This window comes from Fimbriimonas ginsengisoli Gsoil 348 (genome assembly GCF_000724625.1).
In the GTDB taxonomy this organism is placed as follows: domain Bacteria; phylum Armatimonadota; class Fimbriimonadia; order Fimbriimonadales; family Fimbriimonadaceae; genus Fimbriimonas; species Fimbriimonas ginsengisoli.
In genome coordinates this window covers 4,339,475-4,365,010 of sequence record NZ_CP007139.1, presented here as the reverse complement: position 1 = coordinate 4,365,010, position 25,536 = coordinate 4,339,475, and the positions used below count along the sequence as shown (strand labels likewise).

Sequence of the window (25,536 nt, the reverse complement as noted above, 5' to 3'; positions counted from 1 at the left end):
CGATGGGAGCACTGGGGCCCTGGGGGCGGCGCTCACGATAGTGGCATGGTGAATACCAATACCGGTAACCGGCTTACTACGATTCCAATCGTGAATTGGCCCGTGCGGGGCGCCAAGCTTTCGATGGAGTTCAACCTCTATCACAATTCGATTGGACGCGCTAGCGCTCTTGGATGGCCGAAGAGCTGGCGAAGCAGTTTCGACATTACAGTCTTCGAAGATAGCATGGCTTCGTACACAACAGACCCACCTTCGACGCCAGTACTAAAGACGGCCATTGTGACTTGGGAGAACGGAACCTCTTATAAGTACACCAGTTGGTCCCGATCTCCAGGAGTTTATACGGCGCCTCCGGGCGTTTATGAGACCCTCTATCGCTCTACTACTGGTTGGAAAATCACCAGAAAAGATCAGATCGTCTACGACTTCAACAACCGAGGCTACTTGATCGATATCAAGGATCGTAACGGCAACACTATTACGGTCAATCACGACCCAAATACGATGATGATAACGTCTGTCGTTGATCCGACCGGCAGAACCATTACGTTCAACCAAGGTAACAGCACAAGCTATAGCTCTATCGTCGATCCTCAATACCGAACGTGGACGCTTACGCGGAACTATTCTCAGAACACATTGACGGCACTCACTTACCCGCCCGTCGACGGAGTCAGTTATGCCCGACGGTTCACTTACCGGTGGGACACCAATAATCCGAACGCACCGATTCTTACCGAAACCGACTTACGAGGCAAAGTTTGGCCATGTGACTACGACGCCGCAGGTCGACTGACATTATTCCAAGATCCACTTGCGAACCAAACTAATTACACTTACAACGGCTCTTCAACTTCCTTTGCCCTTCCGGGTGGGGAGACTTATACGCACCACTACGAGCAGGGCGTTTACGTTGGTGAAACGGATCCAGCCGGGTATAGCGATCAGTCGACCGTCGACGCCTCTCGAAATGTAACGTACTACCGCGACAAGCGCGGGAACAATTGGCAGTTCCAATACGGAGTTAATGGAAATCTTACAAGGACGATTACGCCCACGGATGGAATCAAGGACTTCGGCTATAACTCAACGAACGACATAATTTACTATACGGACGAGCTGAATCAATCTCACACGATCGCCTACCAAAACGGGAAACCGTCAAAGGACACGATTGACACCAGCGCTGAAGTCGTATGGACAGAATCCATTGGTTCTTACGGCCAAACTTATCAGCACGGATCGGGGGGACACAACGATAATTTCACCTTCGACAGCAACGGCAACATCTTGACGGCAAACCACGATGGTTATGTTGAGACTAGCTCCTCCGATGTACTTGGAAACGTCACTTCCTGCACAAACGCCGCCGGTGAGACCACCTCCATCGCGTACGATAACTGGAACAGACCCATTACCTTGACGAACCCGGATAACACGACCGTCACGGTCTCCTACGACTCCGAAAGCAATGTCAAGTCCATCACCGATGAGAAGAACCACACCACTAACTTTAACTACAACGACGCCATGTGGCGCACAAGTCAGACGAACGCAGCGAACGTAACGGAGAGCTTAGGCTACAACGCGGACGGCTTGTTGACGTCGATTACGAACGGTCGGAACTTTACAAGAACTTTCAGATACACGCCCCGTGGTGAGTTCTACAGTTCCCTTCTCGCGGATAACTCTTGCGAATACGCTGCTTACAACGCAAGCGGAGCCTATTCCCAACGAACTAACCCTTTGGGTGATCAGATCAAGTACACCTATGACTCAATGGGCCGTCTGACGAAAGTCGACTACCCGACCGGAGTCGATACCACTTTCGGATACGGTAGTTACAACACCCCCCACCCACCCGTCAAGAGCATGACCGATGCGACTGGTTCGCACTCATGGGTCTACAACTACCGTGGCGAGGTCACACAGTTCGTTAGCCCACAAGGAACGATCAACTACACGTACGATTCCCTTGGCAGACGCGTGACGATGCAGGAAGCGGGGGTGGGAACCACTACTTACTCGTACAACACTCAGCAGCAGCTTGGCTCGTTCGTTAATGCTCAAGGCAAGACAACTACGCTTCTCTACGATTCTGCGGGGCGAATCTCTCGCCGAACACATAGTAACGGAACCTACTCGACCTTTGCCTATGACACTCGTGGTAGATCAAGTCAAATCGAGCACCGGAAAGCCGACAATACCGTTATCCGTACTGAGGCTTATTTCTACGACGCAGCATCTAATCTCAGCTCGAAGATCGCAGGCGGCGTTCAAACGACCTACGGCTATGACAGTCTCGACCGCCTGACATCCGAGAACAAAACAGGCTACTCGGCCTCGTACACTTACGACGGGAATGACAACCGCTTGACGCGCACCGTGAACGGTGTCGTCGAGAGCTATACCTACGATGGCGCGGACAAGCTTCTTTCCATTACGTGGCCTGGTTCGAGCAAAACGTTCTCCTACGACCTCGCGGGGCGAACTACTCAGGTTTCGACGCCGTCCACCACCACAAATCTTTCTTATGACTACGACGATCGCCTAACCTACTGCAGCACGTACTCGACCAACTTCACCTATAACGGGGCAAATGCTCGGGTTGGCAAGAGCAGCACCTCGGTTGGCACTCGAACCTACAAGCGGAACGGAGTCTCTCCCCTCTCTTCGCTTCTCTCGGACGGAGTGAAGTTCTACACGCCCGGCGTGGGCGACTCATCGGGCCAGTACTACTTGGGCGACCGCCAAGGAACTTACTCGCTGGCGGTGAACGGCTCACAGGCCAAGACTTTTGACGCCGGCTACGACGCGTTCGGGAATTTACTTTCCCAAACGGGGGTTGCACCGGGTCCGCTAACCTACGCGGGCGGGCCGGGCTACCAGGACGACTCCGAGATCGGTTTGAAGTTGCTCGGGAATCGATACTACGATTCCGGCACCGGCCGCTTCATCACCCGCGACCCGGTGGGCGACGGCAAGAACTGGTACGCCTACGTAAGCAACAATCCGCTTCGATACATCGACCCGTCGGGGTTCGGAATGGCGGGCGACCTCGATGACTGCGCGGTCGAGTTAGCGGCGGAAGCTTCGGAAGCGGCGGCCGAAGAAGCCGCCACAGCGGGCACCGAAACTTTGGCCCAGCGGATGGGCTGGCAGTGCTACGCGTGGTATATACGGCAACCCGTGGCAGTTCAGCGCGCGGTCGCCCTTATTTTCGCTCTCGTCGAACAAACCGGCAAGGATGCCGAGAGCGGTCCCGCTGGCGGAACGATGGCCCACACCTCAGTTGCAAATACGCTCAGGGCGACAGATTTTGGAAGTGTTACGGTGAAGGTCGAACAGTCATTTATAGGAAAGGAGCCAGCTAAGTATTATGGTCAGAAGGGTTCCGTACGTTGCGACGTTGTCCTTAGCTACTTCGATAATGTCCTGGCAATCTTCGACCACAAGTTCGGCGCTGCCCGCCTTCCAGAAAGCAGAATAAGAGCTATCAAGGCAGAGCTTCCAGTAGAATACGGCAATCCACCGGTCTTCAAGGTACCAGGAACCAGTGGCCTCATGATCCCTCGCTAGGGGTAGGAGTAAATTTCGAAAATGCGGCGACCGAGACCCAATCGAGAGCTACTCCCGTTCTTCAGAAGCTTGGGACGGGAGTTCGACTCTTATGTCGGGTGTGGAACGAATCTTATACATACTCCCATCGGAGAGTTTATTTTCGGCTTCAATTTTTATCCGACAGCAATGGACAAACGCTGCCGATGGCTCCAGCCCTTTGGCAGCCCAGTGTACGTTCCGAAGTGTTTTGAGAGCCTTTCATATGGGAGAAGGATTCCAAAGAATCCGAATGGAGGGCTCGACGCATTTCCCGTTTATATTCGCGACTCACACATAGAGCCTGATCTTGATGCAGAGCGGATCATGCGAGACATTGGTCTGCCGATGCTCGACCGTTTTCGCAACCCGGAAGTGTTCTTAGAATTCCTTGATCACTATCCGCTCCCCAATCGGGGGTCGATTTACTTTCTCGACAAGGCGGCTACGCACGCCCGCCTCGGGAATTTTGATGCGGCTCTGGAGGAAATCGGAAATCTCCGCGAGGGCCAAGACGATTGGCTTGCAAGGCATGATGGAGAGAAACTTCACGATTTCGAACTTGAACGGCTCAAGCATGCCTTGGTCATCGAAGACCTCGCCCGGGCCGGAGACCGCGAGGCCATGCAGACTCAGTTGCTTCGGTGGCGTGAAGAAAACTTGGATCGGTACAACCTCCGCGACGTCGCGGACCCTTAACAATGGCATCTAGGCACCCGAACCGAAGGCTGCTTCCCTTCTATCGGACACTTTCTCCTCCTTCGCCAGGAGGGGTACATGCCTCATCCACGCGCCAGTGAAAGAATTCCTTTTCGGATTCAGTTTTGATCACACTTCAATGGATCAACGTTGCCGGTGGCTGCAGCCATTCGGCTTTCCTCTGCACATACCGAATGCGTTCGTGAGGCTTTCGTATGGTCGGCGAATTCCGAAGAACCCCACTTTGGGGAATCGATGCGTTCCCAGTCTACGTGCAAGATTCTCTGGTAGAGCCGGATCTCGATCCCGAGAGGATCATGCGTGACATCGGCTTACCAATGTTGGACCGTTTCCGCAGTCCAGAACGGTTTATTGATTTTCTTGACCACTACCCACTACCGCACCGGGATTCGATCTACTTTCTTGACAAGGCTGCCACGTATGCACGGCTAAATAGGTTTGATGAAACGCTAAGAGAGGTTCAAAATATGCGGAAATATTTTGAGGGTTGGCATGCCAAATACCCTGCCAGAGAAGTTCAAGACTTCGAACTTGAGCGGCTAGAGCATGCCTCAATCATCGAACGGTTCGCCAAGGACGGAGACCGGGATGGCATGCAGTTTCACTTGCACGAGTGGCGAGAAGAAAACCTCAACCGATTCAACGTCCGTGACATAGTCGCCCAGTCTATCAAGGTTGCTACACCCAGTCCAGATAGCGAGCGTTCGGCTGGGCGTTTTGGCGGATGTTTTGGTCGAGAGCTTCGCGCCATGAGGTCCAGAGGTGGGTTGCCTGAACGTCGAGATCGGGACGGTAGCGGGCGAGGAAGCGGGCGGCAAGGCTGGCGACTGGGCCCTCGGCGACGATCAGCTTCGGCGGTGCTTCGGGAGTGGAAACAAGCGTTCGAACGGACGCGATCATCGACGTCAGCGCGTCCCCGGCGATGCCTGCGCCGGCGACTTCCCAACCCTCCGGACCACCGGGGAGGAAGGTGTGAAGGAGCTGGCCGAATAGCTCGGCCATGCTCAGGCCGAGCATGATGCAGAGGCGCTGGTCGACCTCCTCGATCGGAAGGACGATCGATCCGGCTTCCTTTGGGTTCTCGACCGTCGAGTCGTGGATCGCCACGATGGCTCCCGGCCTGACGTCGAGCAGATTTCCGTAGCGACGCCACGACATAACCCGCGGCTCGCTGTTCAATGGCTCCGGATACGGCTCGGCCAACGCAGTGCCGAGCAGCTCCCGGAAGCTCCTGGTGGAGCGTTCGTGAGACTCGGTAACCAGAAGCGCGGGGTTCGTGGGGTCCTCCGTGCCGGTGGGATATGGGTTCAGGATTCCGTCGAACAGGGGGCGCGACTCGGGGAGATACGGGGCCGGTTTCGCGCCTCGGAGGTGCTCGGTAAAGAATGCCAAGGCGGCCTCCCGCATCCGACGGTTGTAATCGTGCCCGCCCCAGAACCGCTCGAAGCGGACTTTGTGCTCGCACCGGTGGTGGCGGTAGATCCGCTTGAGCTTCTCCTCGGTTCGGAGATGTCCTTCGATCGGAAACTCCTCATCGACCTCGGCCGCTAGCACCATTACCGCACCGTTCGGGGCTCGCATCCCGAGCACGTCGGAGCGATCGCCGTTCGCCATCAGGTCTGGAAGATGGTTGCACAGACATCCAAGGTTTGGGTTCATCTCCAAGCTCGCCACCGAGACGACCGGGACGGCGGCGGCGATCCGATCGTCCAGGGCAAAGGCATACATCGCCGTGGCCCCGCCGCCGCTGGCGCCCGTGATCCCGACCTTGGTAGTGTCGAGCTCCGTACGAGTCTCCAGGTAGTCGAGCCCTCGAAGAACATCCCACACATAAACGCCTAGGACCGGCATTCCCATAGAGAGGAACCAGTCGTCGTGCGGCCCCATCTCTCGCCGCTCGTTCTGCGGGTTATCGTCCCAGCTCACGCCGGGAGAGTCGATGGCGAGGGTTGCAAAGCCTGCGAGCGCAAGTCCGATAGCGCCGGCCTGAACGATTCGCGCACTCTTCTTGTGGTCCCAGTGCCCGTGGGGACGCAGGATGACCGGCCACTTCCCTTCACCTTCCGGCCGGTACAGATGCGCGGTGACGAGCACCCTGGGACGAGATTCATATCGAAGCTTATCGATGCGGTAACCGTCGCGCATGAGGATGCCGGTTACCTGCGCGTTTAGCTCCGTCCGCGGCGGCATCGGTTCCAGTCCGAGCGACTTGCGCAAAGTCCGCCGCCGCTCCTCGAGCGATCCCGAGGGGCTCTTTGCCGCAAGGTCTCGCACCCGCTGCTCCAGCATCCGATTCACCATCCGCGCGTCCATAGAACGAATATAGACGGATGCGCCACCGAAGCGCGGGCGTCCCGCCCGCAAACGCCTCTACCGCAATCAAGAAAACGCACGGCCATCCCGCGGAGTAGAATCGGACGTGGAGCGAATCATCCTCGCCGCCCCGCGGGGCTTTTGTGCCGGCGTAGCGTACGCCATCGAGGTCGTCGACCTTGCCCTGCGGATTCACGGCGCTCCCATCTACGTGCGGCATGCGATCGTCCACAACGAGTGGGTCGTGCGCTCGTTCGAGCAACGCGGGGTGGTGTTCGTCGAAGATATCGACGACGTTCCGCGCGGCTCCGTCGTCGTCTTCTCCGCCCACGGCGTTTCGCCCGATGTGCGCGCTCATTCCAAGGAACGCGGCCTGACGATCATCGACGCCACCTGCCCTCTCGTCACCAAGGTTCACAACGAAGCCAAGCACTACTCCGCCAAGGGGTATTACATGGTTTACATCGGCCACCTTGGCCATGTAGAAGCCGAGGGGACGATGGGCGAGGCGCCCGGAAGGATGACCCTCGTCGAGACTCCCGAGGATGCCGAAAGGCTCGTGTTGCCGCCTCACGAGAAGCTTTCGGTGCTCACGCAGACCACCCTTAGCGTGGACGAAGTCTCGGCCACGATGGACGTGTTGCAGCGCCGGTTCCCTCACCTGGAGCGTCCGCAGAAAGAGGATATTTGCTACGCGACGACGAATCGTCAAATGGCGATTCGTGAGTTGGCCGCGCAGTGCGATCTCGTTCTGGTCGTCGGTTCCCCAAGCTCCTCGAATTCGAATCGCCTTCGCGAGGTAGCCGAGGGGATCGGACCCGAGGCACACCTCCTTCTCCGCCCGGATCAAATTCGGCCGGAATGGAAGACGGACTTTCGCACGATCGGCATCTCTTCCGGCGCTTCCACCCCGGAACAGCTCGTAGAAGAGGTGATCGGCGAACTTCTCAAAGGTCGGCCGGATGTGCCGGTAACCGTGTTGGAAACGATCAAGGAGGATGTGACATTCAAGCCCTCGAGAGATCTGATTCAGCTCGCGATGTCCCGATGATCCCCGCATTAGATCATCCAACCTTGTTCTTCGACGGGGTCTGCAACCTGTGCAACGCCTCCGTCGATTGGGTTATCCGTCACGATAAGGCACGGCGCTTCCGATATTCGTCGCTGCAGGGCGACACGGCAAAACAGATTGTCGCCGAATACGCAAACGAAGAGGGACTGTCGACCGTGGTGCTCGTCGACGACCGAGGCAAGCACGTCCGCTCGTCCGCCGCCCTGGGGGTCTTGCGCCACCTCGGCGGATTCTACGGCTTCCTCGGCGCCCTGGGCATGGTGATCCCGCGCCCGCTTCGCGACTGGGGCTACCGCTTGGTAGCGAAGAACCGCTATCGCTGGTTCGGCAAGAAAGATTCTTGCCGCCTGCCCACTCCCGCCGAGAGGGCCTTGTTTCTTCCGTAATTCGCCATGTCGCAACCCTCTCCCGGCTTCAAAATCGGCTCGATCCCAGTCGAGGTGCCGTTGCTCCTTGCTCCGATGGAGGACGTCACCAATCTTCCGTTCCGTCTAATTGCCAAGCGGATCGCCCAGCCGGGGCTGATGTTCACCGAGTTCGTAAGCGCGATGGCAATCCACTATGGCGCGACGAAAACCTTCCGGAAGATGCGGATCCATCCCGGCGAACGGCCGATGGGGATTCAGATCTTCGGGGGCGAACCGGACGTTATGGCGGAGACCGCTCGCATCGCCGAAGAAATGGGCGCCGATATCGTCGATATCAATATGGGTTGTTGGGTACCGAAGGTTTGCAAAACCGGCTCCGGAGCCGCTCTTTTGAAGGACCCTGAACTCGCTGAGAGAATCGTTGCTAGCGTAGTGAAAGCGGTCAAAGTTCCCGTAACGGTAAAGGTGCGTGCGGGTTGGGACTATTCCCTCTTCGCCGCTCCGGACTTGGCGCGGAGGTTTCAAGACGCCGGCGCCCGGATGATCACCTTGCACGCGCGGTTTGCCAAGCAAGGGTTCGAGGGTGAGGCCGACTGGAAGCTGATCTCAGACATGCGCGAGGCAGTTCGGGTGCCGCTCATCGGGAATGGCGATGTCAAGAAGCCGGAAGACGCGCTCAAGATGCTCACCGAAACCGGATGCGACGGCGTCATGGTTGGCCGGGCCGCCATCTCCAACCCCTGGGCCTTACGCGACATTCAGCGAGCTATGACGGGCCAGGATCCGATGCCCGCGCCAACTCTAGCGGAGCGGATTCGGGTAGCGACGGAACACCTCCGGATGATGGTAGCGTGCGAGGCGGACGCGGAGAGCTTCGAAGAAGCCCGATCGAATCCTGCGTTTGCCGATGCCGAGTTTAGGGCTTGTCGGGCGTTGCGGGGTCAAATTCCCCTGTACATCAAGGGGGAGGTCGGAGCGTCGCAGATCCGAGACCGCCTTACCCGTTGCTCGACGGTGGCGGAGTTTGAGACGGTTTTGGACGAGTTTGCCGCGCAAACCGCGGCGCGGTAGTTTTTACCGTTGCGGAACCGAAGCGCATTCTGTTATCGTCTTGCTATCGTGGCTCAGGTTCTCATTCGCCAACTCGACGACAACATTGTTGACGCCCTCAAAAGGCGGGCGAAAGCCGGCGGGCGGAGCTTGGAGGCGGAGTTGCGGGAAATTTTGCGCGAAGCCGCCAGCGACCCTTGGGAGGAGCTTCTTCGCATTCGCGAAGCGCTTTCCGGACGCTCCTACTCAGATAGCAGCGAGCTTGCACGCGAGGCTCCGCGTAAGTGAGTCGGGTCGTTGTCGACGCAAGCGTCGTCCTGAAATGGTATTTCCACGAAGCGTTCTCAGAAGAGGCGCTGCGCGTGGCGAACCACGCCCATGAAGTCGTGGTTCCCGATTTGATCTTCGGCCAGGTAGGCGCCGTCCTTTGGCGACGGGTGAAGAGCGGAGAGATGAAGCGGGAAGACGCTCACAAGGTGTTAGCCAATCTCCGGCGACTCCCGCTGACGACGGTCTCTCCCAGCGAGCTGGCGCCCGCTGCCCTGGAGATTGCGACCGCGACGGCGCGCACTTTCAACGAGTCGGTCTATTTCGCCCTGGCGATGCGAGAACGGACGAAGCTGGTAACAGCCGACCGATGGTGGTTCACCTTGCTCTCCACCGGCCCGATGCGCCGGTATCTGCGTTGGGTGGGCGACGAAGAGTAGCGCTTTTCGGACCGGATGCCGTGGAACAAACTTAACAAGCGACACACTCCTAAGGGGCAGGATGCTATTGCGTGCGCTCCCGTTTGCCACCGTGCTGTTGATTCCTGTCATTTTCGCGGGCTGCCAGGAAGTTCGCGAGCCCTTCGGAGACTCGCGTCCGCAAAGGATGGCTCAGACCGCCCCGAATCGCTTCCAAGGAGATTGGGGGCCGGGGCCAGGTTACGTGGCGAACGACTGGATCGTGCGGTTCACTGGCGACGGCCGGGTCAGCGTAAAGGGGCCTGGGATGACCGCGCGGGGCGAATACGTCGCTTCGGAAAATGCCGCGGAGGCGATCTACGCTCATCGCGATGGCCGCAAGCCTACCGACGAGAGCTTGAGAAGCGGAATCTTCTCACTCTCGCCGGATGGACGGGAGCTAACGTTCACCACGGGGCTGCCCAATGACCCGCCTGTCCATCTCGTGCGGGTCATGTAGTGGAAACAGGGCGGAAGGAAGTTTTCCGATAACGACTGAACTCCCCAGCCGCCCCTTCGCACTGCTAATGCAAAGGGTTTATTATGCTCGCCGTTCTTGCCGCCCTCGCTCTTACACCACCGAAGTTCCAGTACTTCATCAGAGTCGTTCCTCGGACAACTAACGACGGAATGCCGATTCTACGGGGACGACCGACGGTGAAGATGCCGATAGCGACGGCTAACCGAATGCCTCTTGAGCGACGCGCTCGTTGAGAGCATCGCCGCCCGTTTCCACTTCGACGACGTAACCGCCGACGGCTCCGGCCGGCCGAACCTCATCGTCGTGCTCGTTGACCATGGCATCGATCGCCTCGGTCGGAACCCCGGCTCCGAGATTCAGCCCGTACGCTGGGACCTCGTCGCGAATGAAGATATTCTCCATTGGGAGCCCCTGCTGAACGAGGAGGCCCGCTACTTGCTCGGCTTGAATCCGGGTCGGGTATGGGGGAGAGGAAATAACGCTCATCACCCTATCGGAGCGTCTACAGTTCAGCCCGGTTCCCTGCCCTGCTTACATATCGAAGGTGGCGGTAAGGAACGTATGATCGCTGGGACGCTCCAGTTGGCGGGCGGCTTTATCGATGACGCAGTCGGTGCAAAGCCGTGCCAGCGGCTCCGTGGCATAGATATGGTCGATGCGCCAACCGAGGTTGCGATCCACGCCGCGCGGGAGGGTGAAGTCCCAAAAGGTGTAGTGGCCGGGGCCCTGCACGAACTTGCGGAAGACGTCGGTGAGCCCGAAATCGACGATTTTAGAGAGGCGGGAAAACTCGTCCGGATGGTGGCCGACGCCGCCGTAGAACCGCTTGCTGTCGTAAACGTCGTCGGGAGTGGGAGCGACATTGATGTCGCCTAGCCAGACGAGGGGGTCGTCGGTGCGGAAGTTTTGGTCGAGGTACTGCCGAAACCGGTCTAGCCAGCGGAGCTTGTACTCGAATTTGTCGGATCCCACCGTGTTGCCGTTCGGCACGTAAGTGTTGATGTAGGTCACGCCGTCGATTTCGCAGGTCAGTACGCGCGCGTCGTTCGGCATCAGCTCGTCGCCGAAGCCGAACCGAGAATTGACGATCGGTCGGCGGCTAAGCGTCGCTACTCCGTTCCACGACTTCTGACCGTGGAAAGCGACTTCGTAGCCGAGGTCGGCGAGCGGCTCGACTGGAAACTTATCGTCCTCTACCTTGGTCTCCTGAATCGCAACGACGTCCGGCTCGTTCTCGGCTAACCACTCGACCAGCAGCGGCATCCGGGCGCGAATCGAAGCAGCGTTATAGGTGACGACCTTCATCTCGCCGATTTTGACAGGTAACTAAGCGGGCCTGTATCTCGTCCTGAGATTGTGTCGCTTGCGGTTCTTCTTGCCCTTCACGCGCTTCGTCAAGCCGACCGGATCTCGTTGACCGTCCCGGCCGCCGGGTTGCCCGCCGTTCTACGTGAAATTTCACAGCAGAGCGGCGTCAAGCTCGAGGCGGCGCCGGTCCTTTCAAACGAGGTGCTTTGCCTCCGCGTGAAGGACGTTCCGGTGGACGATCTTCTTAGCCGAGTTGCCTTGGTATCCGGAGGCGAGTGGCAAGTGAGCGGAGGAATCCGAAAGCTCGTGCCGTCAATGAAGATCGAAAAGCAGGAGCGAGATGAGCGAACCGCCAGCCGAAGGAGACAATTCCAGGCCGCACTGGTGACCTTCCATGAAGAGTTCAGAAAGCACCCGGTTTATGATGACCGCGAGGCGAGACGGGCTCTGGAGGGAGATGCCGCGTTTCAAAAGCAAATGGAGCAGTGGGAAAAGGGAATGGAGAGCGGCAAGACCGGGGATTTTCCCGGCCGGCCCGACACTATCGATGCCCCCGCTACCCGAGCCCTCTACCGCATCCTTGAATCGATCCCCCCAAATGACTGGATCGACCTACCTACTCCGGCTAGGATCGTGTACTCCGATCACCCAACGTTGATGCAGCGATCCCTTCCCTTAAGTTCACAGGCGGCAATCCAGCGATACGTGATCGAACAGAGAATCTGGGATCGGCTGGTTCTACCATTGGTCAATGAACAAATCGCGAAGGAGGGTGAGGCGGCCGTCATGGGATCTCCTCTTCCGGAGCAGTTCAAAGTCAATCTGGCAATCGATACCACCGAATCCGAGAGTGCCGCGCTAACGATGAAACTTTCGGTTTTGGATTCGAAAGGTAAGGAAGTTCAGAACGCCGAATTTGCGCTAAACGAACCGGACGTACTGGGAAAGGACGACGCTAAGGTGGCGGCTGCTCCCGCCTCGAAAAAGCCTGACCCCAATGAGGCGCCGCTTCCAAGCGATGAGACGGCCGAGGGATTTCTAAGACTCATCTCCCGAGCTCGCCAGGACATGAATGCGCCTAATCGCGCCGATTTGCTGAGGAGCTTTCTGCCGCAGATCACTCACCCAGAGCAGTACGAGCCTTTGGCGATATCTCCCGGAAAGGCCTACGTAGCCCTCGCCGACCGGCTCGGCGTAAACCTGATTTCGAATATCTCCGATTTCTCGCTGGATGTGTACACTGCTACTCGGAAGAAGCCCACGAAGCCCTCGCAGTTCCTTGACCAATTCGACGAGGCAAAGATGGCGGTGCGCGAACCCGGCTGGATTCTCATTCGGAGCGTTCCAATTGGCTTAGAGCGCACATATCGTATCAACCGGCGAGCTGCCGGCAAGCTCGTCCGAAGCGTTTCCGAATCGTCGGGTCTAACTATCGAAAACGCGGCCGATTACGTGGCTGGGTCGAATTCCGAGTACCCGCTGATTGCGTGGGACTCCGCCTTCGTTTCGGCATTACTGCCGGGCGGAGGTCGCGTTTCGAGCCTGACTACCAAGACCGATGAGCTGCGCCTATACGGTTTGCTGCCAACGGAGATGCGTCAAGCGCTCCGAGAACATCCGATCGCGTTTTCCTCATTGCCCGAGGCAGCGAAGGGATGGCTCGGCACCCTGGTCTACTGGCGAGGCTGGTTGCAAGATATGGAGGGGAACGGTCCCGAACCTACGGAGCTCCTTCCGAATGGTTTGCCGCCCGACGGCCTGCTCCGGTTGGTGAGCGAGACGGTCGAGACCATTGTTGTACCGCTAGGGCCTGGCCCGACGGGACTGGTGCCGAATGGTCCGCCGGTAACCGCCGCCGGATTCGGACGAATTCTGGGTGGGGACGCCGGCAGTGCCACGCAGAAGAGCCGCGCCAGTCAGTTACGGGCGACCACCGCCTTCCAGACCGGCAAGAGCCGAACCCTAAAATTCAGAATCGATTTTGCTCCCGGAGTCGCCCATGACTTCGAGCTGTCGGAATCGCTCTTCCCCCCAAGCAAATCAGAGAGCTATCAGAATCTTCCATTAGCCTTCCGGGATGCGGTCGACCGAGCCCGAATCGAGGCTGTCAAGACGATCCGCGACCAATCGACCACTCCCCAAACCGTACCTCCGCCACAATAGCCACAATGACTCGCTTGCGCCCTGCTATCGCTCTGCTCTGCCTATGTCTTATCGGGTGTAAGGGCGCCGACCCGGAGCCGCCGATTTCTGGCCCGAAGATGGATGCCCCGCTTCCGAGGGTCGTAAGCTTTACAAACGAGGACGGGCGGCAGCTGTCAATGGATTTGTACGAGCCCGCCGCCGAAAAGTCGGTCCACCGCATCGTCTTGCTCATCCATGGCGGCGGGTGGGTCGGAGGGCATCGTTCGCAAATGTCCGAGATCGGCCGGAGCTTGGCGAAAGCGGGATTCCTAGCCGCCTCCACCGACTACACCCTGGCCAACGCCGCAGCTTGGCCAACCGAGCTCCGCGACGTGCAGGCCGCGGTCCGCTACCTAAGGTCCCATGCAAGCGAGTTGAAAGCCGATCCGAAATGGATTGGCGCGGCCGGCGTAAGCGCCGGCGGCCACCTCTCGCTTTGGCTCGGCTCAGTGGATAAGCCGATCGGCGGAGTCTCCAGCCGGGTGCAGACGGTCGTCAGTATTTCCGGGATCCACGACCTCAATTCGCCACTAACCGCCGCCGGAGAACAATACGGAATCGTTCCTGCCCTCATGCACGAAAAGGGCCGGCCGGATAGGAGCGCCCGGAGACAGGCGAGTCCAATCGAAGCGGCCAGCAAGGCAACCGCGCCCACTTTCTTCGTTCAAGGGAAGGCCGACCCGCTCGTTCCGGCCAGCCAATCCGAGGATGCCGCGAAGAGACTGACGGCGCTGGGGGTAGAAAACCGGGTGCTGATGGTGGAAGGGATGCGACACGGACTTAATCTTTTTGCACCGCCCGAGCAGGCGGCGATGGACGAAATCGTGACCTGGCTTAAGGGACACCTCGGCCCGGTCCGGTAGACTGTCGCCTTGGAATGAAGGTCCTTGTCATTGGCTCCGGCCCCATCGTCATCGGTCAGGCGGCCGAGTTCGACTACGCGGGCACCCAGGCCTGTAAAAGCCTGAGAGAGGAGGGCCATCAAGTGGTCCTGATCAACTCCAACCCCGCGACGATCATGACCGATCCGGGCGTCGCCGACTTCCTCTACATCGAGCCGTTGAACGTCGATTTCTGCGAGCGGGTCATCGCCCGCGAGCGCCCGGACGCCCTGCTTCCCACCCTCGGCGGCCAAACCGGACTCAACCTCGCCACCCAGCTTGCCGACGAGGGGATTCTCGAAAAATACAACGTCAAAGTGCTCGGAACGCCACTTAGCGCGATTAAGAAGGCGGAAGACCGCGAAAGCTTTCGGTCCCTGATGCGCGAGATTAAGGAGCCGGTACCCGAGAGCTGGATCATCCAGAGCGAGGCGGAGCTCGAAGCCGTTCTAGACGTCGTTCCCTACCCTTGCATCATCCGTCCCGCCTACACCCTGGGCGGCACCGGAGGCGGAATCGCCAACGATCGAACCGAGCTGTGGGAGACCGGACGCAAGGGGCTCAAGCTATCGATGCGCTCCCAGATCATGGTCGAGCGATCGCTGCTCGGCTGGAAAGAGGTCGAGTACGAGGTGATGCGCGACTCCAACGGAAACTGCATCACCGTCTGCAACATGGAAAACCTCGATCCGATGGGGGTCCACACCGGCGACTCCATCGTGATTGCCCCCTCCCAAACGCTCAGCGACATCGAGTACCACATGCTGCGCACGGCGTCGCTGAAGATCATTCAGGCGCTGGGAATCGAAGGGGGATGCAACGTGCAGCTCGCCTTCAACCCCGACAGCTTCGACTACTACATCATCGAAGTCAACCCGCGCGTGTCACGCTCGTCCGCCCTCGCCTCCAAGGCGACCGGATATCCGATCGCCCGAGTGGCAGCGAAGATCGCGGTCGGCAAAACGCTCGACGAGATCGAAAACCAGGTTACGGGTACCACCAAGGCCTGCTTCGAACCGGCTCTCGACTACGTCGTGGTCAAAATTCCACGATGGCCATTCGACAAGTTTGCCACTGCCGATCGATCGCTCTTCACCCAGATGAAGGCGACTGGCGAAGTGATGGCGATCGATCGCTCCTTCGAAGCGGCCTTTATGAAGGCGATCCGCGGATTGGAGATCAAGCAAAAGGATCTGCGCCATCCGAAAATGCAAGCCCTCCCCGATGAGGAGCTTCGCTTCGCCATCCGAAAGCCGACCGACGAGCGCCTATGGGCACTCGCGGAGGGTTTGCGCCGCGGATACGGCGTCGACGAGGTCAACCGGCTAAGCCGGGTCGACAAGTGGTTCCTTCGCAAAATCGACCACCTTCTGGCGGTTGAAAAGCGGCTGGTTCAAACCCGCGACGCTTTGGGCGAAGGTGAGAATCTTGGCGGGTTGATCGAAGAGGCATTCCTCATCGGCTTCCCTTCCCCCTCCATCTTGGAACTGCTCGGCGCGAACTCGGCGATGCTAAGGGCCTACCACCGAGTCTGCGCCGAATCGAATCGCTGGGTCGCCGAGCACAAGGACCGAGAAGACTTTAAGACGCGTTTCCTGGATCTCTACCCGCTCACGAGCGAGACGGAGCCCGATCTATCGAAGGCCGGAAAGCAACTGCAGGTGGCCCTCGACGAAGCCGGGGCTCCGAAGCGCGATGACTTCCCCACCGAAATGGAGTTCATCCATGCCGCCTCCCGGTGGAGCAAATACATCTTCCAGGTACTTCGAGAGATCGAGCGCCAAAAGGTGATGCCGGTCTTCAAGATGGTCGACACCTGCGCGGGCGAGTTCGAAAGCCACACCCCGTACTACTACGGCACATTCGAGCAGGAAGACGACGCCGTCCCCGCCTAGTTTCCCCTCACCCCAGCGACCCGTTTAGAGCCCCCGTGAACACCCCGGGCTCTATCCCTTTCTCCAACATCGAGGAGGCGCCAACATCTTCCAAGGAATCGAAGCGCTGGGCAAGTAAAACAACCGCCACGGTCCCCCTCAGGAGGATTGCATGGTACTTGCACTCTCCGCGCCACCGACAACCCTTTCCCCAACCTCGAAGAGGTTGCGTACCGTAGCGAAGGGTTGCGAGGCACGAGCTACCCTGGTACAGCTACCGACGCGCCATCTACCCCAAAGGGGTTGCGTCCCCAAACATCCCCCGCCAGCGGTAAACCCATCCCGACCCCGAAGGGGTCAAAGAACTTAGACGCGGGTCGAAGACCCGGGGGAAAGGCGCCCGCATCGTCCCGACCCCGAAGGTGGTCGCAGAACCTGCCGCCACCACGCCTTCTCCCAGAAACGCCGCCGATCTCAGCGCTGACAGCGCGACCTCCTAAAGCGATGGGCGAAGCCCTGGTAAAGGAAACCCCACACCTCTGCTGGGGCTGCATAACGAATCGTCCTCGGCGTCCCTTCCATCGAAACGCGGTCGAACCACCCGCAAACTCGGCAAACGGAATCTTAGAACCGGAACTGGTAATCCAACCGCATTGTCCAGTTTTCCTTTCGGAACTGGTCCGGGATGCTGTGCTGGTAGCTCACGTTGCCGACGAACAGGCTTAGGAGCTGGTTCGGTCCCGGGCGCTGGTCGAACTGGAGCGAGTATCGCTGAGTCGTCCGGCGAAGGCCGCCGGTCTGGTTAACCTGCTCCACACCGTAGAACAGCGAGACTGGCGAACCCGACTTCTCGAACAGCTTCAGGTTGATGCCCGATGTGGTCGAGAGCGCCTTGTTCTGCCCGTTGACGAGCTCTTCCCAGCTTCCGCCGAAAGTTAGGTTTGCGCTCTTCTTGTAGTCGACTCGCCACTTATTGCTCTGAGCCGCCTGAACCACGGAGCCGAGCAGCGCGTTCGCCTGGAACACTTCGGGATTCGTCTTCAGCTCATGCGCGATCTCGAGGTTGTGCGCCGGACGGGCCGCGATGTTGAAGTCGCGAATCATGATCTGCTCGTCCCACGGCATCGTGCGGATCTTGTAGTACATCGTGGCGCGGAGCCAATTCTTATCCGACTGATCGGTTTGGAGCCGATAGCTTCGATCGATCGCGCGGTACCCGCTCTGATCCATCTGCCCCTTGTAGTCGAAGCTGAACGAGTTCGCCCCCAACTTTCCTGAGAACCCGAACAGCTTATTCTCGCGAAGCCACTGAGCGTTATCCGCTGCCGTATCGAGGCCGAAGTTGAATTTGACTTCCTTAAACGCGCCAAAGCTGAGCGGCTTCGCCGATTGGACGGCGATGTTGCTGAACGACTGGGTGCGATGGTTGGCATCCCACTCGTTGGCGCCGTACGCGCCGCCGATGCTGACGTCTCCCACGGTCCCCGGAGCAACCGTTCCCACCTTATCGGGCGGAGGCGCATCTTTCGTTTGGCCGATGCTTACGCCGGAGGTCTTGGTCCCGTTGTTATCCTCGACGAGCTGCCGAGCATAGCCGTAGCTGAGGATGAGGCCATGGCCGAAGTCGTACCAAAAGCCGTAATTCCGATGGGCGACGTTTTGCTCGGTCGACTTGGAATCGCCGGAGCGATCGACCTTTAGGTCCGTGACACTCACACCCAGCCGCTTGGTCAGCGTGGTACTCACGGTGTTGGCGCTGACGTCTTCCTTGCTTCCGTTGCCGAAATCGGTAAGGGTCTGTTCGGTTCGAAGCGAGGTGCGGTCGTCGACCTTTGCCTCGTACGACAGATATTGTCGCCGATAGTCCGTCAGGTCGGTCTGCTTCTTATCGAACGTGCCGGTCTCTTCCCGGTAGTTGAAAACGCCGTACCGGCCGAAGCTCTTGGAGACGCTCAGCCGCTCCAGCGTGCGCGCGAACATCGTGCTGAGCGGGTTGTGATTCTCTTGCTCGAGCTGGAAGTATTGCAGCTTCGTGGTTCCGTTCGGGGTCCAGTCGAGCGCCATCTGGTGGAGGCGGTTCACCTGGTTCGTCTGCTCGTTCACCGCGTCGCAAATCTGTGCGTCGAGATTGAGGCCTGGCAAGAGCGCCCACTTCATCTTGGCGTCGGTCTCGCGAGTGCCAACCAAGGTCTGGAGCATCGCGTTCTCGGCGTCGACAAGCTGGCCGGCGTTCGTGAAGCCGCTTTGAACTTCCCGAGTGTTCACCTGGACGTCGATCTTCTTATCGACGTATGCCATCGACGTACGGTTGGCCGATCCGCCGGGTGTGTCCGCGGTCATCCGCGAATAGGTCAGATGCCTCGCTCCAAACTGGGCGTTAAAACCGAAATCGGTTCGGTCCAACCCGGAGATGGTGCCGAGCTTCTGCTGCTCGAAGCCCATCAGCAGGGTCGACTCGGAAAACTTCTTCCCCAGCTCCTGGTGGCGGTAATTGGCCTGGATGTTTGGGCTCGTCAGCGATGCCGACGTAACCCCACCCTTGTCCTCGTGCCCTTTCAAGTCGAGTTGGTCGAAATTGAGGTTCCACTTCTTGAACGGCTGGGCGCTAAGGCTGGTGTAGCTCCGCCGAATCCCGACGCCGCCGAGAAATGCCGCCCGGTCGTTGGGACTTGAGACGACGTTAGGCCCATACATCGCAGCGATCGCCTTGATGTGGTTATCCATCTCGCTGTCCGCCATCGCGTTCATGCGGGTGAATCCCCGGTCGGAAGACAGGTCGGAGTGGAGAAGCGCCCAGCCCTTGCTTTGCAAGGCAACCTCTTGAGACCGGAAGCCGCCGCTCTTGTCGCCCAAAATCGACTGCGACATCGTCAGCGGCGTGTTCTTTCCGCAGACGGCGGTCTCCATGCTCATCCACTGCCGGTGGATACCCGCTTCGCGGCCGTACATCGCCTGCTCGGGCCCCATCAGATTAGCGAACCGCGTGAACCCGGCGCCGACGTCCTGTTGGCCAAGGTTGAACTTGACGTGGCTTACGTCGAGGGCGTATTCCTGCCGGCTGATCTTGTTGCCGGCGGCGTCTTCTTGGATCGTGTTGGACGTAAAGCTAAGCTTGCCTACCTTTTGGGCGAATTCACCGCTAAGGTTCTGCCGGCTCATTCCCGCTTCGCGCATGAGCTGATCGCGGTCGGCCTCGGCAATGTCTTTGAACCGGCTGAAGTTTTGATCGACCCGCTGGGTGGTCGCGGTCAGTTTGAGGCCGCCTTGAGCCAGGCCGAATGACCGCCAGCTCACCGAACCTTTGTCATCGGAAACCGTGCGGTACGACTGGCTCAGGTCTAGCCCGCCGAACTTCATGTCCTTGAGCGACATGCCGAACCGCTTCAAGCCCCGCTCGCTACTAAATCGTTGGACCGCGGCATCATCGTAACCGCCGTCTTTAACCGCGCCGAAGCTGGTGAAGTTCTTGCTGATGTCCTGGTAGTCGAACTGCGCGGTACCGCCCAGAACGTTCGAGCTTAGGTTCTGAAGCATGAACTGCGACTTCCCTTCGTCGGTGCTCGCCTGCCCGGGGGTCCCGTTCATGTCGAACTTGAGACCCGCTTGGTTGTCGGCTTTGGTGCGGTCGCCGTAGATGAACAACCCGTTCATCCGGCCCCCGCCGAATTTGAAAGCGTTGTTGAATCCGAAAACGTTGCTCTGCATCACCGAGCCGTCGGCGGAGCGCTCGGCGATTCCCATCCCCATCAGCGCCTTGAAGCCGCCGGGAACGAGATCGAACTTGTACGTCCCGCCGCTAGCGAAGCCGAGAAGCGGCGTTTGTTTTCCTTCGAGCTTCGGGTTGTAGCGGTAGGATACGGTCAGCCGCTGTCCGAGATGCTGCGCGCGCTTTAGGTAGACGACGCCGGTGGCGTAGTCCATGGCGTAGTCGGGACCGGCTTGCAGCCGCTCGTTGTCCAACTGGACCCGCTCAGAATTCGGGACGACGTTGCCGTACCGGAGAGGAGCGCCAGGGCCCACCGCGCGGAGCGTAATGATGTCGATCGCGGGAGTTCCGCCGACTTCGACGGCGCCACCGCCGCCCGACTTCATCTCGGCAAGCGTAAGGGGTGCCTGGGCGCCCGCCGCCAATGGCAGCGCACCCGCAACGACTATCCCAAACAGCTTCCTATTCCGCCTTCCCATGGCAGTTTGAGGCGCAATACCTCCAAACCTACTATAGACCAATCCAATCGGTCAAAACGGGTTCACTAGGACCCTATTTGAATCTATGACGACCTTCGCACGAAAACGATACGTCGAGAAGGATCTTTTTGTTGCCGGGTATGGATTTGTCCCCGAGCGCTTTTCGCCGCTAGTTGATTCAAGGAAGTGGGGCGAGAGACGCCTGCCATCAAGACCATCTCCCCGAATCTTGCCGGCGAGTCATCGAAAGACACGCTAGCACTCTTAATATTCAGGTAGACGTGTGTGAGCTGCTTGGATTAAAATGCGGCCATGGCAAAACTCGATCTGCTCATCGCCGCATTAGATACGGGACACTGGGAACTCGGAGAAGGGTTCAAAGGGCTTCCCGATGAGGACGTATGGAAACGCCCGCATCCTCGCCTCTTAAGCATCGGCGAATTGGCGACGCACATCGCCTATTGGGAGGATTTCGGTCTGACCGGCGGCACCAGCGGCAGTCCGTTTTTGGAGCAGTACGCCAAGTACTACACCTCCTCGGTCGACTCCCCTCTCGTGCTCGACATCGGCGCGGAAGCGCTCTATCAAGAGGTGGAGCGGATTCACCAGGTGGTGAAGGCGTCCCTTGCGGCGGTCCAGCCGGACGGCGAAGACAAGAATCCCCATCGCGAGGGCTGGAGTTGGCACCAGGCAATCGAATACGCCGTATTCCACGTCGCTTACCACACGGGCCAAATCTATTCCGTCCGTCACCTTTTGGGTCATGAGACTGTGGATAACTAGGCTCGGCGCACCGGAGGTGTCCGCACGGTGTCGTTTACGGTTGGCGTATGATACATGTCATACGAAAATCTACTCAAGATCGACCCACTCCTCGTAAGAAGGAGGTCACCCACGACCGTATCGTCGAAGTTGCCTCGCGCGCCATCCGTCGAGGCGGCTACGACGGAACCTCCGTGGCCGACATCATGAAGGAGGCCGGGCTAACTCATGGTGGCTTTTACGCCCACTTTTCTTCTCGTGAAGCGATGCTCGCCGAAGCGGCGGACCGAGCCGGCGCCGAGTCGGTCGCGGCGGCGGCGAGCATCGCCGCCGCGGTGCCGCCGGAGCAGGCGCTCTACGCGATGCTGAGTGCCTACCTTTCCAAGGAGCATGTTCTTGGTACAGAAAAGGGCTGCGCCATGGCCGCTTTGGGCTCGGAAATGCCGCGCCAGGCACCCGAGGTCCGGCGAGCGGCTACCCGGCGCATCAAGGAGATGATCGATCTCGTCGCTCGCCAATCCCCCGATTGGGGCAAACCAGGCGCCCACGAACGGGCACTGGTGACGGTATCGGCCATGGTCGGAACCCTGGTTCTGGCCCGGGCGGTCGACGATCCCCAGCTTTCCGACGCCCTTCTCGATGCCGCCCTGAAGCAGTTCGCCCCCACCAGCGACTGATTCTCCCCGTAAATATGTTGGCATTGAGGCGGAAGGCTAGCAATATATGATAGTTATCATATATGATGTAGCTCATATAAAGGAGTCGACGATGAAAACTAAGATTGCACTGGTTACCGGCGCTTCATCAGGGATCGGCGCGGCTACGGCGGAGCGGCTTGTCGCCGCGGGATATAAGGTCTACGGAACCAGCCGGCGAGGCGCCCAAGGAGGAGCGGACCAAGCAAGCCGACGATCGTTCGAACTGCTTCCCCTCGACGTGACCAACGACGAATCGGCCAAAGCCGTGGTCGACCAAGTTATCCGGTTGGAGGGCCGCATCGATTTGCTGGTGAACAACGCCGGTTTCGGCGTCGCTTCTGCCGGCGCGGAAGAGAGCTCGATGGACCAGGCGCATGCGATCTTCGATACGAATTTTTTCGGTACGGTTCGGATGATCCGCGCGGTGCTCCCTCACATGCGACGCCGGGGATACGGACGCATCGTCAACATCGGCTCCGTGTTCGGATTCCTTCCGATGCCGTACATGGCACTTTACGCGGCAACCAAGCACGCAGTCGAGGGATACTCGGAATCGCTCGATCACGAGCTACGCACGAAGGGGATACGAGTCTCGATCATCGAGCCGGCAAATACAAAGACTGGATTCGACGCGAACTCCCTGCAGCCCGATTCTCCCCTCGCGGAGTACCGCGACGCTCGTGAGGCCGTCGGCAAGACGATGAAGGAGATGGTCGATGGCGGAGACGCGCCCAGTATCGTCGCCGACGCCGTGCTGAAGGCGGCACTCGCTGCTCACCCCAAAGTACGGTATACGGCCGGCCGGCGCGCCGGTCTCCTGAAAATACTCCGTCGATTTGCGCCCGCCGGAATGATGGACTCCGGCCTCCGCAAACAACTCCGGCTCGATACTTCAACTACCCCCACCTCTGCCACCCCGGCTTTGCAGAAGTAGGCGATTCGTGCGAACCTTTGGAATAAAGAAATGAAGGCTTTCATCGTTGACCGTTACAACAGCCGCGATGGCGGACGGATCGGCGAAATGCCGGAGCCGGAATTGCTCGAGAACGACGTGTTGGTAGAGGTCCGCGCCGCAGGTATCAACCTTCTCGATTCGAAGATCAGAAAGGGTGAATTCAAGCTGATCCTTCCTTACCGCCTCCCGCTCATCCTCGGGAACGACTTGGCCGGAGTCGTGCTCCGTGTTGGATCCCGCGTCAAGCGCTTCAAACCCGGCGACGAGGTTTATTCCCGACCAAACAAAGACCGCATTGGAAGTTTCGCGGAACGGATAGCGGTGGATGAGGCGGACCTGGCTATGAAGCCTAAAGCGTTCACGATGGAAGAAGCCGCCTCTCTCCCTCTGGTCGCCCTAACCGCCTGGCAAGCGCTGATCGAGCGAGCGGGCCTGCAGAAGGGGCAGAAGGTTTTCATCCAAGCGGGTTCCGGAGGTGTGGGAAGCATCGCAATTCAACTTGCCAAACACCTAGGCGCGACCGTTGCCACGACGACGAGCACCGCGAACATCGAATGGGTAAAGAGCCTTGGCGCCGACGTAGTCATCGATTACAAGAAGGACGACTTCGAAAATGTCCTACACGACTACGATGTCGTATTGGATAGCCTCGGCGGGAAGACCCTCGCAAAGTCTTTACGAGTCTTAAAGCCGGGTGGCAAGCTCATCGGGATAGCCGGTCCGCCCGATCCGGCCTTCGCCAAAGAGCTTGGAGCAAATGGATTCGTGAGGATGGTCATGGCCCTTCTGAGCTTCGGAATTCGGAAGCAGGCAAAGGCTCGTGACGTGACCTACTCGTTCCTATTCATGAGAGCGGACGGCGATCAGTTAGGCAAGATCACGTCGCTTGCCGATTCTGGAAAAATACGACCGATTCTCGACCGAACCTACCCATTCGACGCGGTCAAGGAAGCTCTGACTTACGTCGAGAGTGGACGCGCAAAGGGCAAGGTTGTCCTCCTCCTGAAAAAAGGCGAGCCTACTTCGACATATGAGAACGAAGGAACGCCATGATCGAGGCTCCGAACGCAGGCTTGGCAAGCGTGGTTATATGGTCGCCCCCCTCGATAACCTTGACTTCGCCACGACCAAGCACCCTTCGCGCCGCTGCGATACTCTCTTGAGTGTGCGCAGACTCGTTTCCTCCGTAGATGAACAGAGTCGGCGCCGCGCACTTTCTCAGGTCGTCCGCGGTCACTCGAAGATCGCTGAGGCTCTGGCCGGCCAAGGCGAACGCCTTTACGTCCCTGCCCCCGTAGAGATACTTCGCGATCGAGTTCGCTTGCTCTAAGGTCAGCTTGGGCTTGTCCGGCGGCATTACTTCCAGAAGGTACGGTCCGAGCCCCTTCCCCTCTTCCACCGCCTTGGCGAACACCTCGACCTCGTTCGAGCCGGATGCGGGAACTCCGACGATAAGCGGCGCTTGTCCGCCATAGATGACGCTGAGCACCCTGTCCGGATGGGTCGCCGCCACCTTGCCCGCGATGAACGCGCCCATCGAGTAGCCGATAAGATGCGCCTTTTTGATCTTCAAGTGGTCGAGCAGGCGCACCACGTCGGCGGCCATTTCCGCGCCGTACTTGCTCGCGTCATGCGGCTTGTCGCTCTTCCCATGCCCCCGGCAATCTAGCGCAATTATCTGGAATCCCTTCGAGCCGGTGGTATCGAGCTTCGTGTTTCCGGCCGCATCCCGGCCCCACATACTGGAGTCGCCCATCCAGCCATGGATAAGAACGACGGCCTCTCCCTCTCCAGCCGTCACGTACCGAATCTTCACCCCGTTCGAGTCGAATACGTCGTCGTCCGCCCGAGCTACGCCGGTAAGGGCAGAACAGGCGAAGACCATCGCCAGCAGAGGCTTGAATCTCATCATTGCCTCTCTATAACAACGACGCCCTGGTATGGGTTGCGAAGCTTGCAGGCTGGATGCCGGTTTAGTGCCCTTTTGGCAGTGACGCTGAGACAAGCTCAAGCCGGATCCCGACAAAGTCACCTACTTTGACGCCCTCGGCTTTCTGCACCGCGACCTTGACCGGCACGAGGTAGCGCCCGTCCTTCGGAAAAAGCGAGGTCGTGTACTCCGTGTCACCGATTTGCACGATCGCCGGAATCACGCCCCAGCCATAGGTGAAGCGAGAAGAATTAGCCTTGATCTCCGCCGAGAGATCGGCCGGAACCGGGACGAAAACGAACGGCGCCGGCCCTCGCCACCAGATGGCTTCCCCACCGAATTCCAGGATCACTCGACAAGTATATACAGTGGTGGTTCGCCCAAAAAACCGGTGAATCGGTTGTGGGCGCTACGCGGCTCCGGGTAAACGAAC

At 58.9% G+C, this 25,536-nt stretch carries 20 protein-coding genes and 1 pseudogene; 15 read left to right on the top strand and 6 right to left on the bottom strand.

Annotation, left to right across the window (positions count from 1 at the left end; all coding sequences use genetic code 11):
• Nucleotides 1-45: 45 nt before the first annotated feature.
• Nucleotides 46-3,579, top strand: a complete 3,534-nt coding sequence (locus OP10G_RS19595; RefSeq protein WP_025228736.1) for an RHS repeat-associated core domain-containing protein — start codon at nt 46-48, stop codon at nt 3,577-3,579.
• 345 nt (nt 3,580-3,924) lie between these two features.
• Nucleotides 3,925-4,296 carry a hypothetical protein gene (locus OP10G_RS19590; protein ID WP_025228737.1) on the top strand — a complete coding sequence of 124 codons (372 nt, stop codon included), beginning with the start codon at nt 3,925-3,927 and terminating at the stop codon, nt 4,294-4,296.
• 699 nt (nt 4,297-4,995) lie between these two features.
• On the opposite strand, the gene OP10G_RS19585 is transcribed toward OP10G_RS19590, so the two are convergent.
• The gene (locus OP10G_RS19585; protein ID WP_025228738.1) at nt 4,996-6,630 is read right to left on the bottom strand and encodes an alpha/beta hydrolase family protein; all 1,635 of its coding nucleotides are present in this window, start codon (nt 6,628-6,630) and stop codon (nt 4,996-4,998) included.
• 106 nt (nt 6,631-6,736) lie between these two features.
• On the opposite strand from OP10G_RS19585, the gene ispH reads away from it, so the two are divergent.
• The 6 genes from ispH to OP10G_RS19555 all read left to right on the top strand — a co-directional run bounded on the left by ispH (nt 6,737) and on the right by OP10G_RS19555 (nt 10,305).
• Nucleotides 6,737-7,681, top strand: coding sequence for a 4-hydroxy-3-methylbut-2-enyl diphosphate reductase (ispH, locus tag OP10G_RS19580; protein ID WP_025228739.1), 945 nt, complete (start codon nt 6,737-6,739; stop codon nt 7,679-7,681).
• Nucleotides 7,678-8,088: a thiol-disulfide oxidoreductase DCC family protein gene (locus OP10G_RS19575; protein WP_025228740.1), complete on the top strand. Its 411-nt coding sequence runs from the start codon at nt 7,678-7,680 to the stop codon at nt 8,086-8,088. The genes ispH and OP10G_RS19575 overlap by 4 nt, the downstream gene beginning before the upstream one ends.
• A 6-nt stretch (nt 8,089-8,094) precedes the next feature.
• Complete coding sequence (gene dusB, locus OP10G_RS19570; RefSeq protein ID WP_025228741.1) at nt 8,095-9,141, top strand: tRNA dihydrouridine synthase DusB; 1,047 nt, start codon at nt 8,095-8,097, stop codon at nt 9,139-9,141.
• 48 nt (nt 9,142-9,189) lie between these two features.
• Nucleotides 9,190-9,408, top strand: coding sequence for a FitA-like ribbon-helix-helix domain-containing protein (locus tag OP10G_RS19565; protein ID WP_025228742.1), 219 nt, complete (start codon nt 9,190-9,192; stop codon nt 9,406-9,408).
• Nucleotides 9,405-9,827: a type II toxin-antitoxin system VapC family toxin gene (locus OP10G_RS19560; protein ID WP_025228743.1), complete on the top strand. Its 423-nt coding sequence runs from the start codon at nt 9,405-9,407 to the stop codon at nt 9,825-9,827. The genes OP10G_RS19565 and OP10G_RS19560 overlap by 4 nt, the downstream gene beginning before the upstream one ends.
• Nucleotides 9,828-9,993: 166 nt before the next feature.
• Nucleotides 9,994-10,305, top strand: coding sequence for a hypothetical protein (locus tag OP10G_RS19555; protein ID WP_144241261.1), 312 nt, complete (start codon nt 9,994-9,996; stop codon nt 10,303-10,305).
• A 219-nt stretch (nt 10,306-10,524) separates the two neighbouring features.
• Here OP10G_RS19555 and OP10G_RS19550 read toward each other — a convergent pair whose 3' ends face one another.
• Nucleotides 10,525-10,812 (bottom strand): hypothetical protein, encoded by a 288-nt coding sequence (locus tag OP10G_RS19550; protein WP_025228745.1) that lies wholly within the window; start codon nt 10,810-10,812, stop codon nt 10,525-10,527.
• Between the two features lie 45 nt (nt 10,813-10,857).
• Nucleotides 10,858-11,631, bottom strand: a complete 774-nt coding sequence (gene xth / locus OP10G_RS19545; protein WP_025228746.1) for an exodeoxyribonuclease III — start codon at nt 11,629-11,631, stop codon at nt 10,858-10,860.
• Between the two features lie 51 nt (nt 11,632-11,682).
• On the opposite strand from xth, the gene OP10G_RS19540 reads away from it, so the two are divergent.
• From OP10G_RS19540 to carB, 3 genes and pseudogenes are all read left to right on the top strand, one after another.
• Nucleotides 11,683-13,797 (top strand): hypothetical protein, encoded by a 2,115-nt coding sequence (locus OP10G_RS19540; protein ID WP_025228747.1) that lies wholly within the window; start codon nt 11,683-11,685, stop codon nt 13,795-13,797.
• Between the two features lie 5 nt (nt 13,798-13,802).
• Nucleotides 13,803-14,681 (top strand): alpha/beta hydrolase, encoded by an 879-nt coding sequence (locus OP10G_RS19535; RefSeq protein ID WP_084179542.1) that lies wholly within the window; start codon nt 13,803-13,805, stop codon nt 14,679-14,681.
• A gap of 14 nt (nt 14,682-14,695) precedes the next feature.
• Nucleotides 14,696-16,585: pseudogene (gene carB, locus OP10G_RS19530) on the top strand (carbamoyl-phosphate synthase large subunit); the annotation flags it as partial.
• 612 nt (nt 16,586-17,197) lie between these two features.
• Here carB and OP10G_RS19525 read toward each other — a convergent pair.
• A complete protein-coding gene (locus tag OP10G_RS19525; RefSeq protein ID WP_144241260.1) occupies nt 17,198-20,665 on the bottom strand; it encodes a hypothetical protein in 3,468 nt (1,155 codons plus the stop codon).
• Nucleotides 20,666-21,070: 405 nt separating this feature from the next.
• On the opposite strand from OP10G_RS19525, the gene OP10G_RS19520 reads away from it, so the two are divergent.
• The 4 genes from OP10G_RS19520 (at nt 21,071) to OP10G_RS19505 (ending at nt 24,226) form a co-directional block, all read left to right on the top strand.
• The gene (locus OP10G_RS19520; RefSeq protein WP_025228749.1) at nt 21,071-21,541 is read left to right on the top strand and encodes a DinB family protein; all 471 of its coding nucleotides are present in this window, start codon (nt 21,071-21,073) and stop codon (nt 21,539-21,541) included.
• A 47-nt stretch (nt 21,542-21,588) separates the two neighbouring features.
• Complete coding sequence (locus OP10G_RS19515; protein ID WP_025228750.1) at nt 21,589-22,197, top strand: TetR/AcrR family transcriptional regulator; 609 nt, start codon at nt 21,589-21,591, stop codon at nt 22,195-22,197.
• Nucleotides 22,198-22,288: 91 nt separating this feature from the next.
• Nucleotides 22,289-23,152 carry an oxidoreductase gene (locus tag OP10G_RS19510; protein ID WP_025228751.1) on the top strand — a complete coding sequence of 288 codons (864 nt, stop codon included), beginning with the start codon at nt 22,289-22,291 and terminating at the stop codon, nt 23,150-23,152.
• A gap of 30 nt (nt 23,153-23,182) precedes the next feature.
• Complete coding sequence (locus tag OP10G_RS19505) at nt 23,183-24,226, top strand: NADP-dependent oxidoreductase (RefSeq protein ID WP_025228752.1); 1,044 nt, start codon at nt 23,183-23,185, stop codon at nt 24,224-24,226.
• On the opposite strand, the gene OP10G_RS25105 is transcribed toward OP10G_RS19505, so the two are convergent.
• Both OP10G_RS25105 and OP10G_RS19495 read right to left on the bottom strand, forming a co-directional pair.
• Entirely contained in the window at nt 24,192-25,085 is an 894-nt protein-coding gene (locus tag OP10G_RS25105; protein ID WP_025228753.1) for an alpha/beta fold hydrolase, read from the bottom strand. The two genes, OP10G_RS19505 and OP10G_RS25105, sit on opposite strands and share 35 nt — an antisense overlap.
• Before the next feature lie 61 nt (nt 25,086-25,146).
• Nucleotides 25,147-25,455 (bottom strand): DUF1905 domain-containing protein, encoded by a 309-nt coding sequence (locus OP10G_RS19495; protein ID WP_025228754.1) that lies wholly within the window; start codon nt 25,453-25,455, stop codon nt 25,147-25,149.
• Nucleotides 25,456-25,536 lie beyond the last annotated feature (81 nt).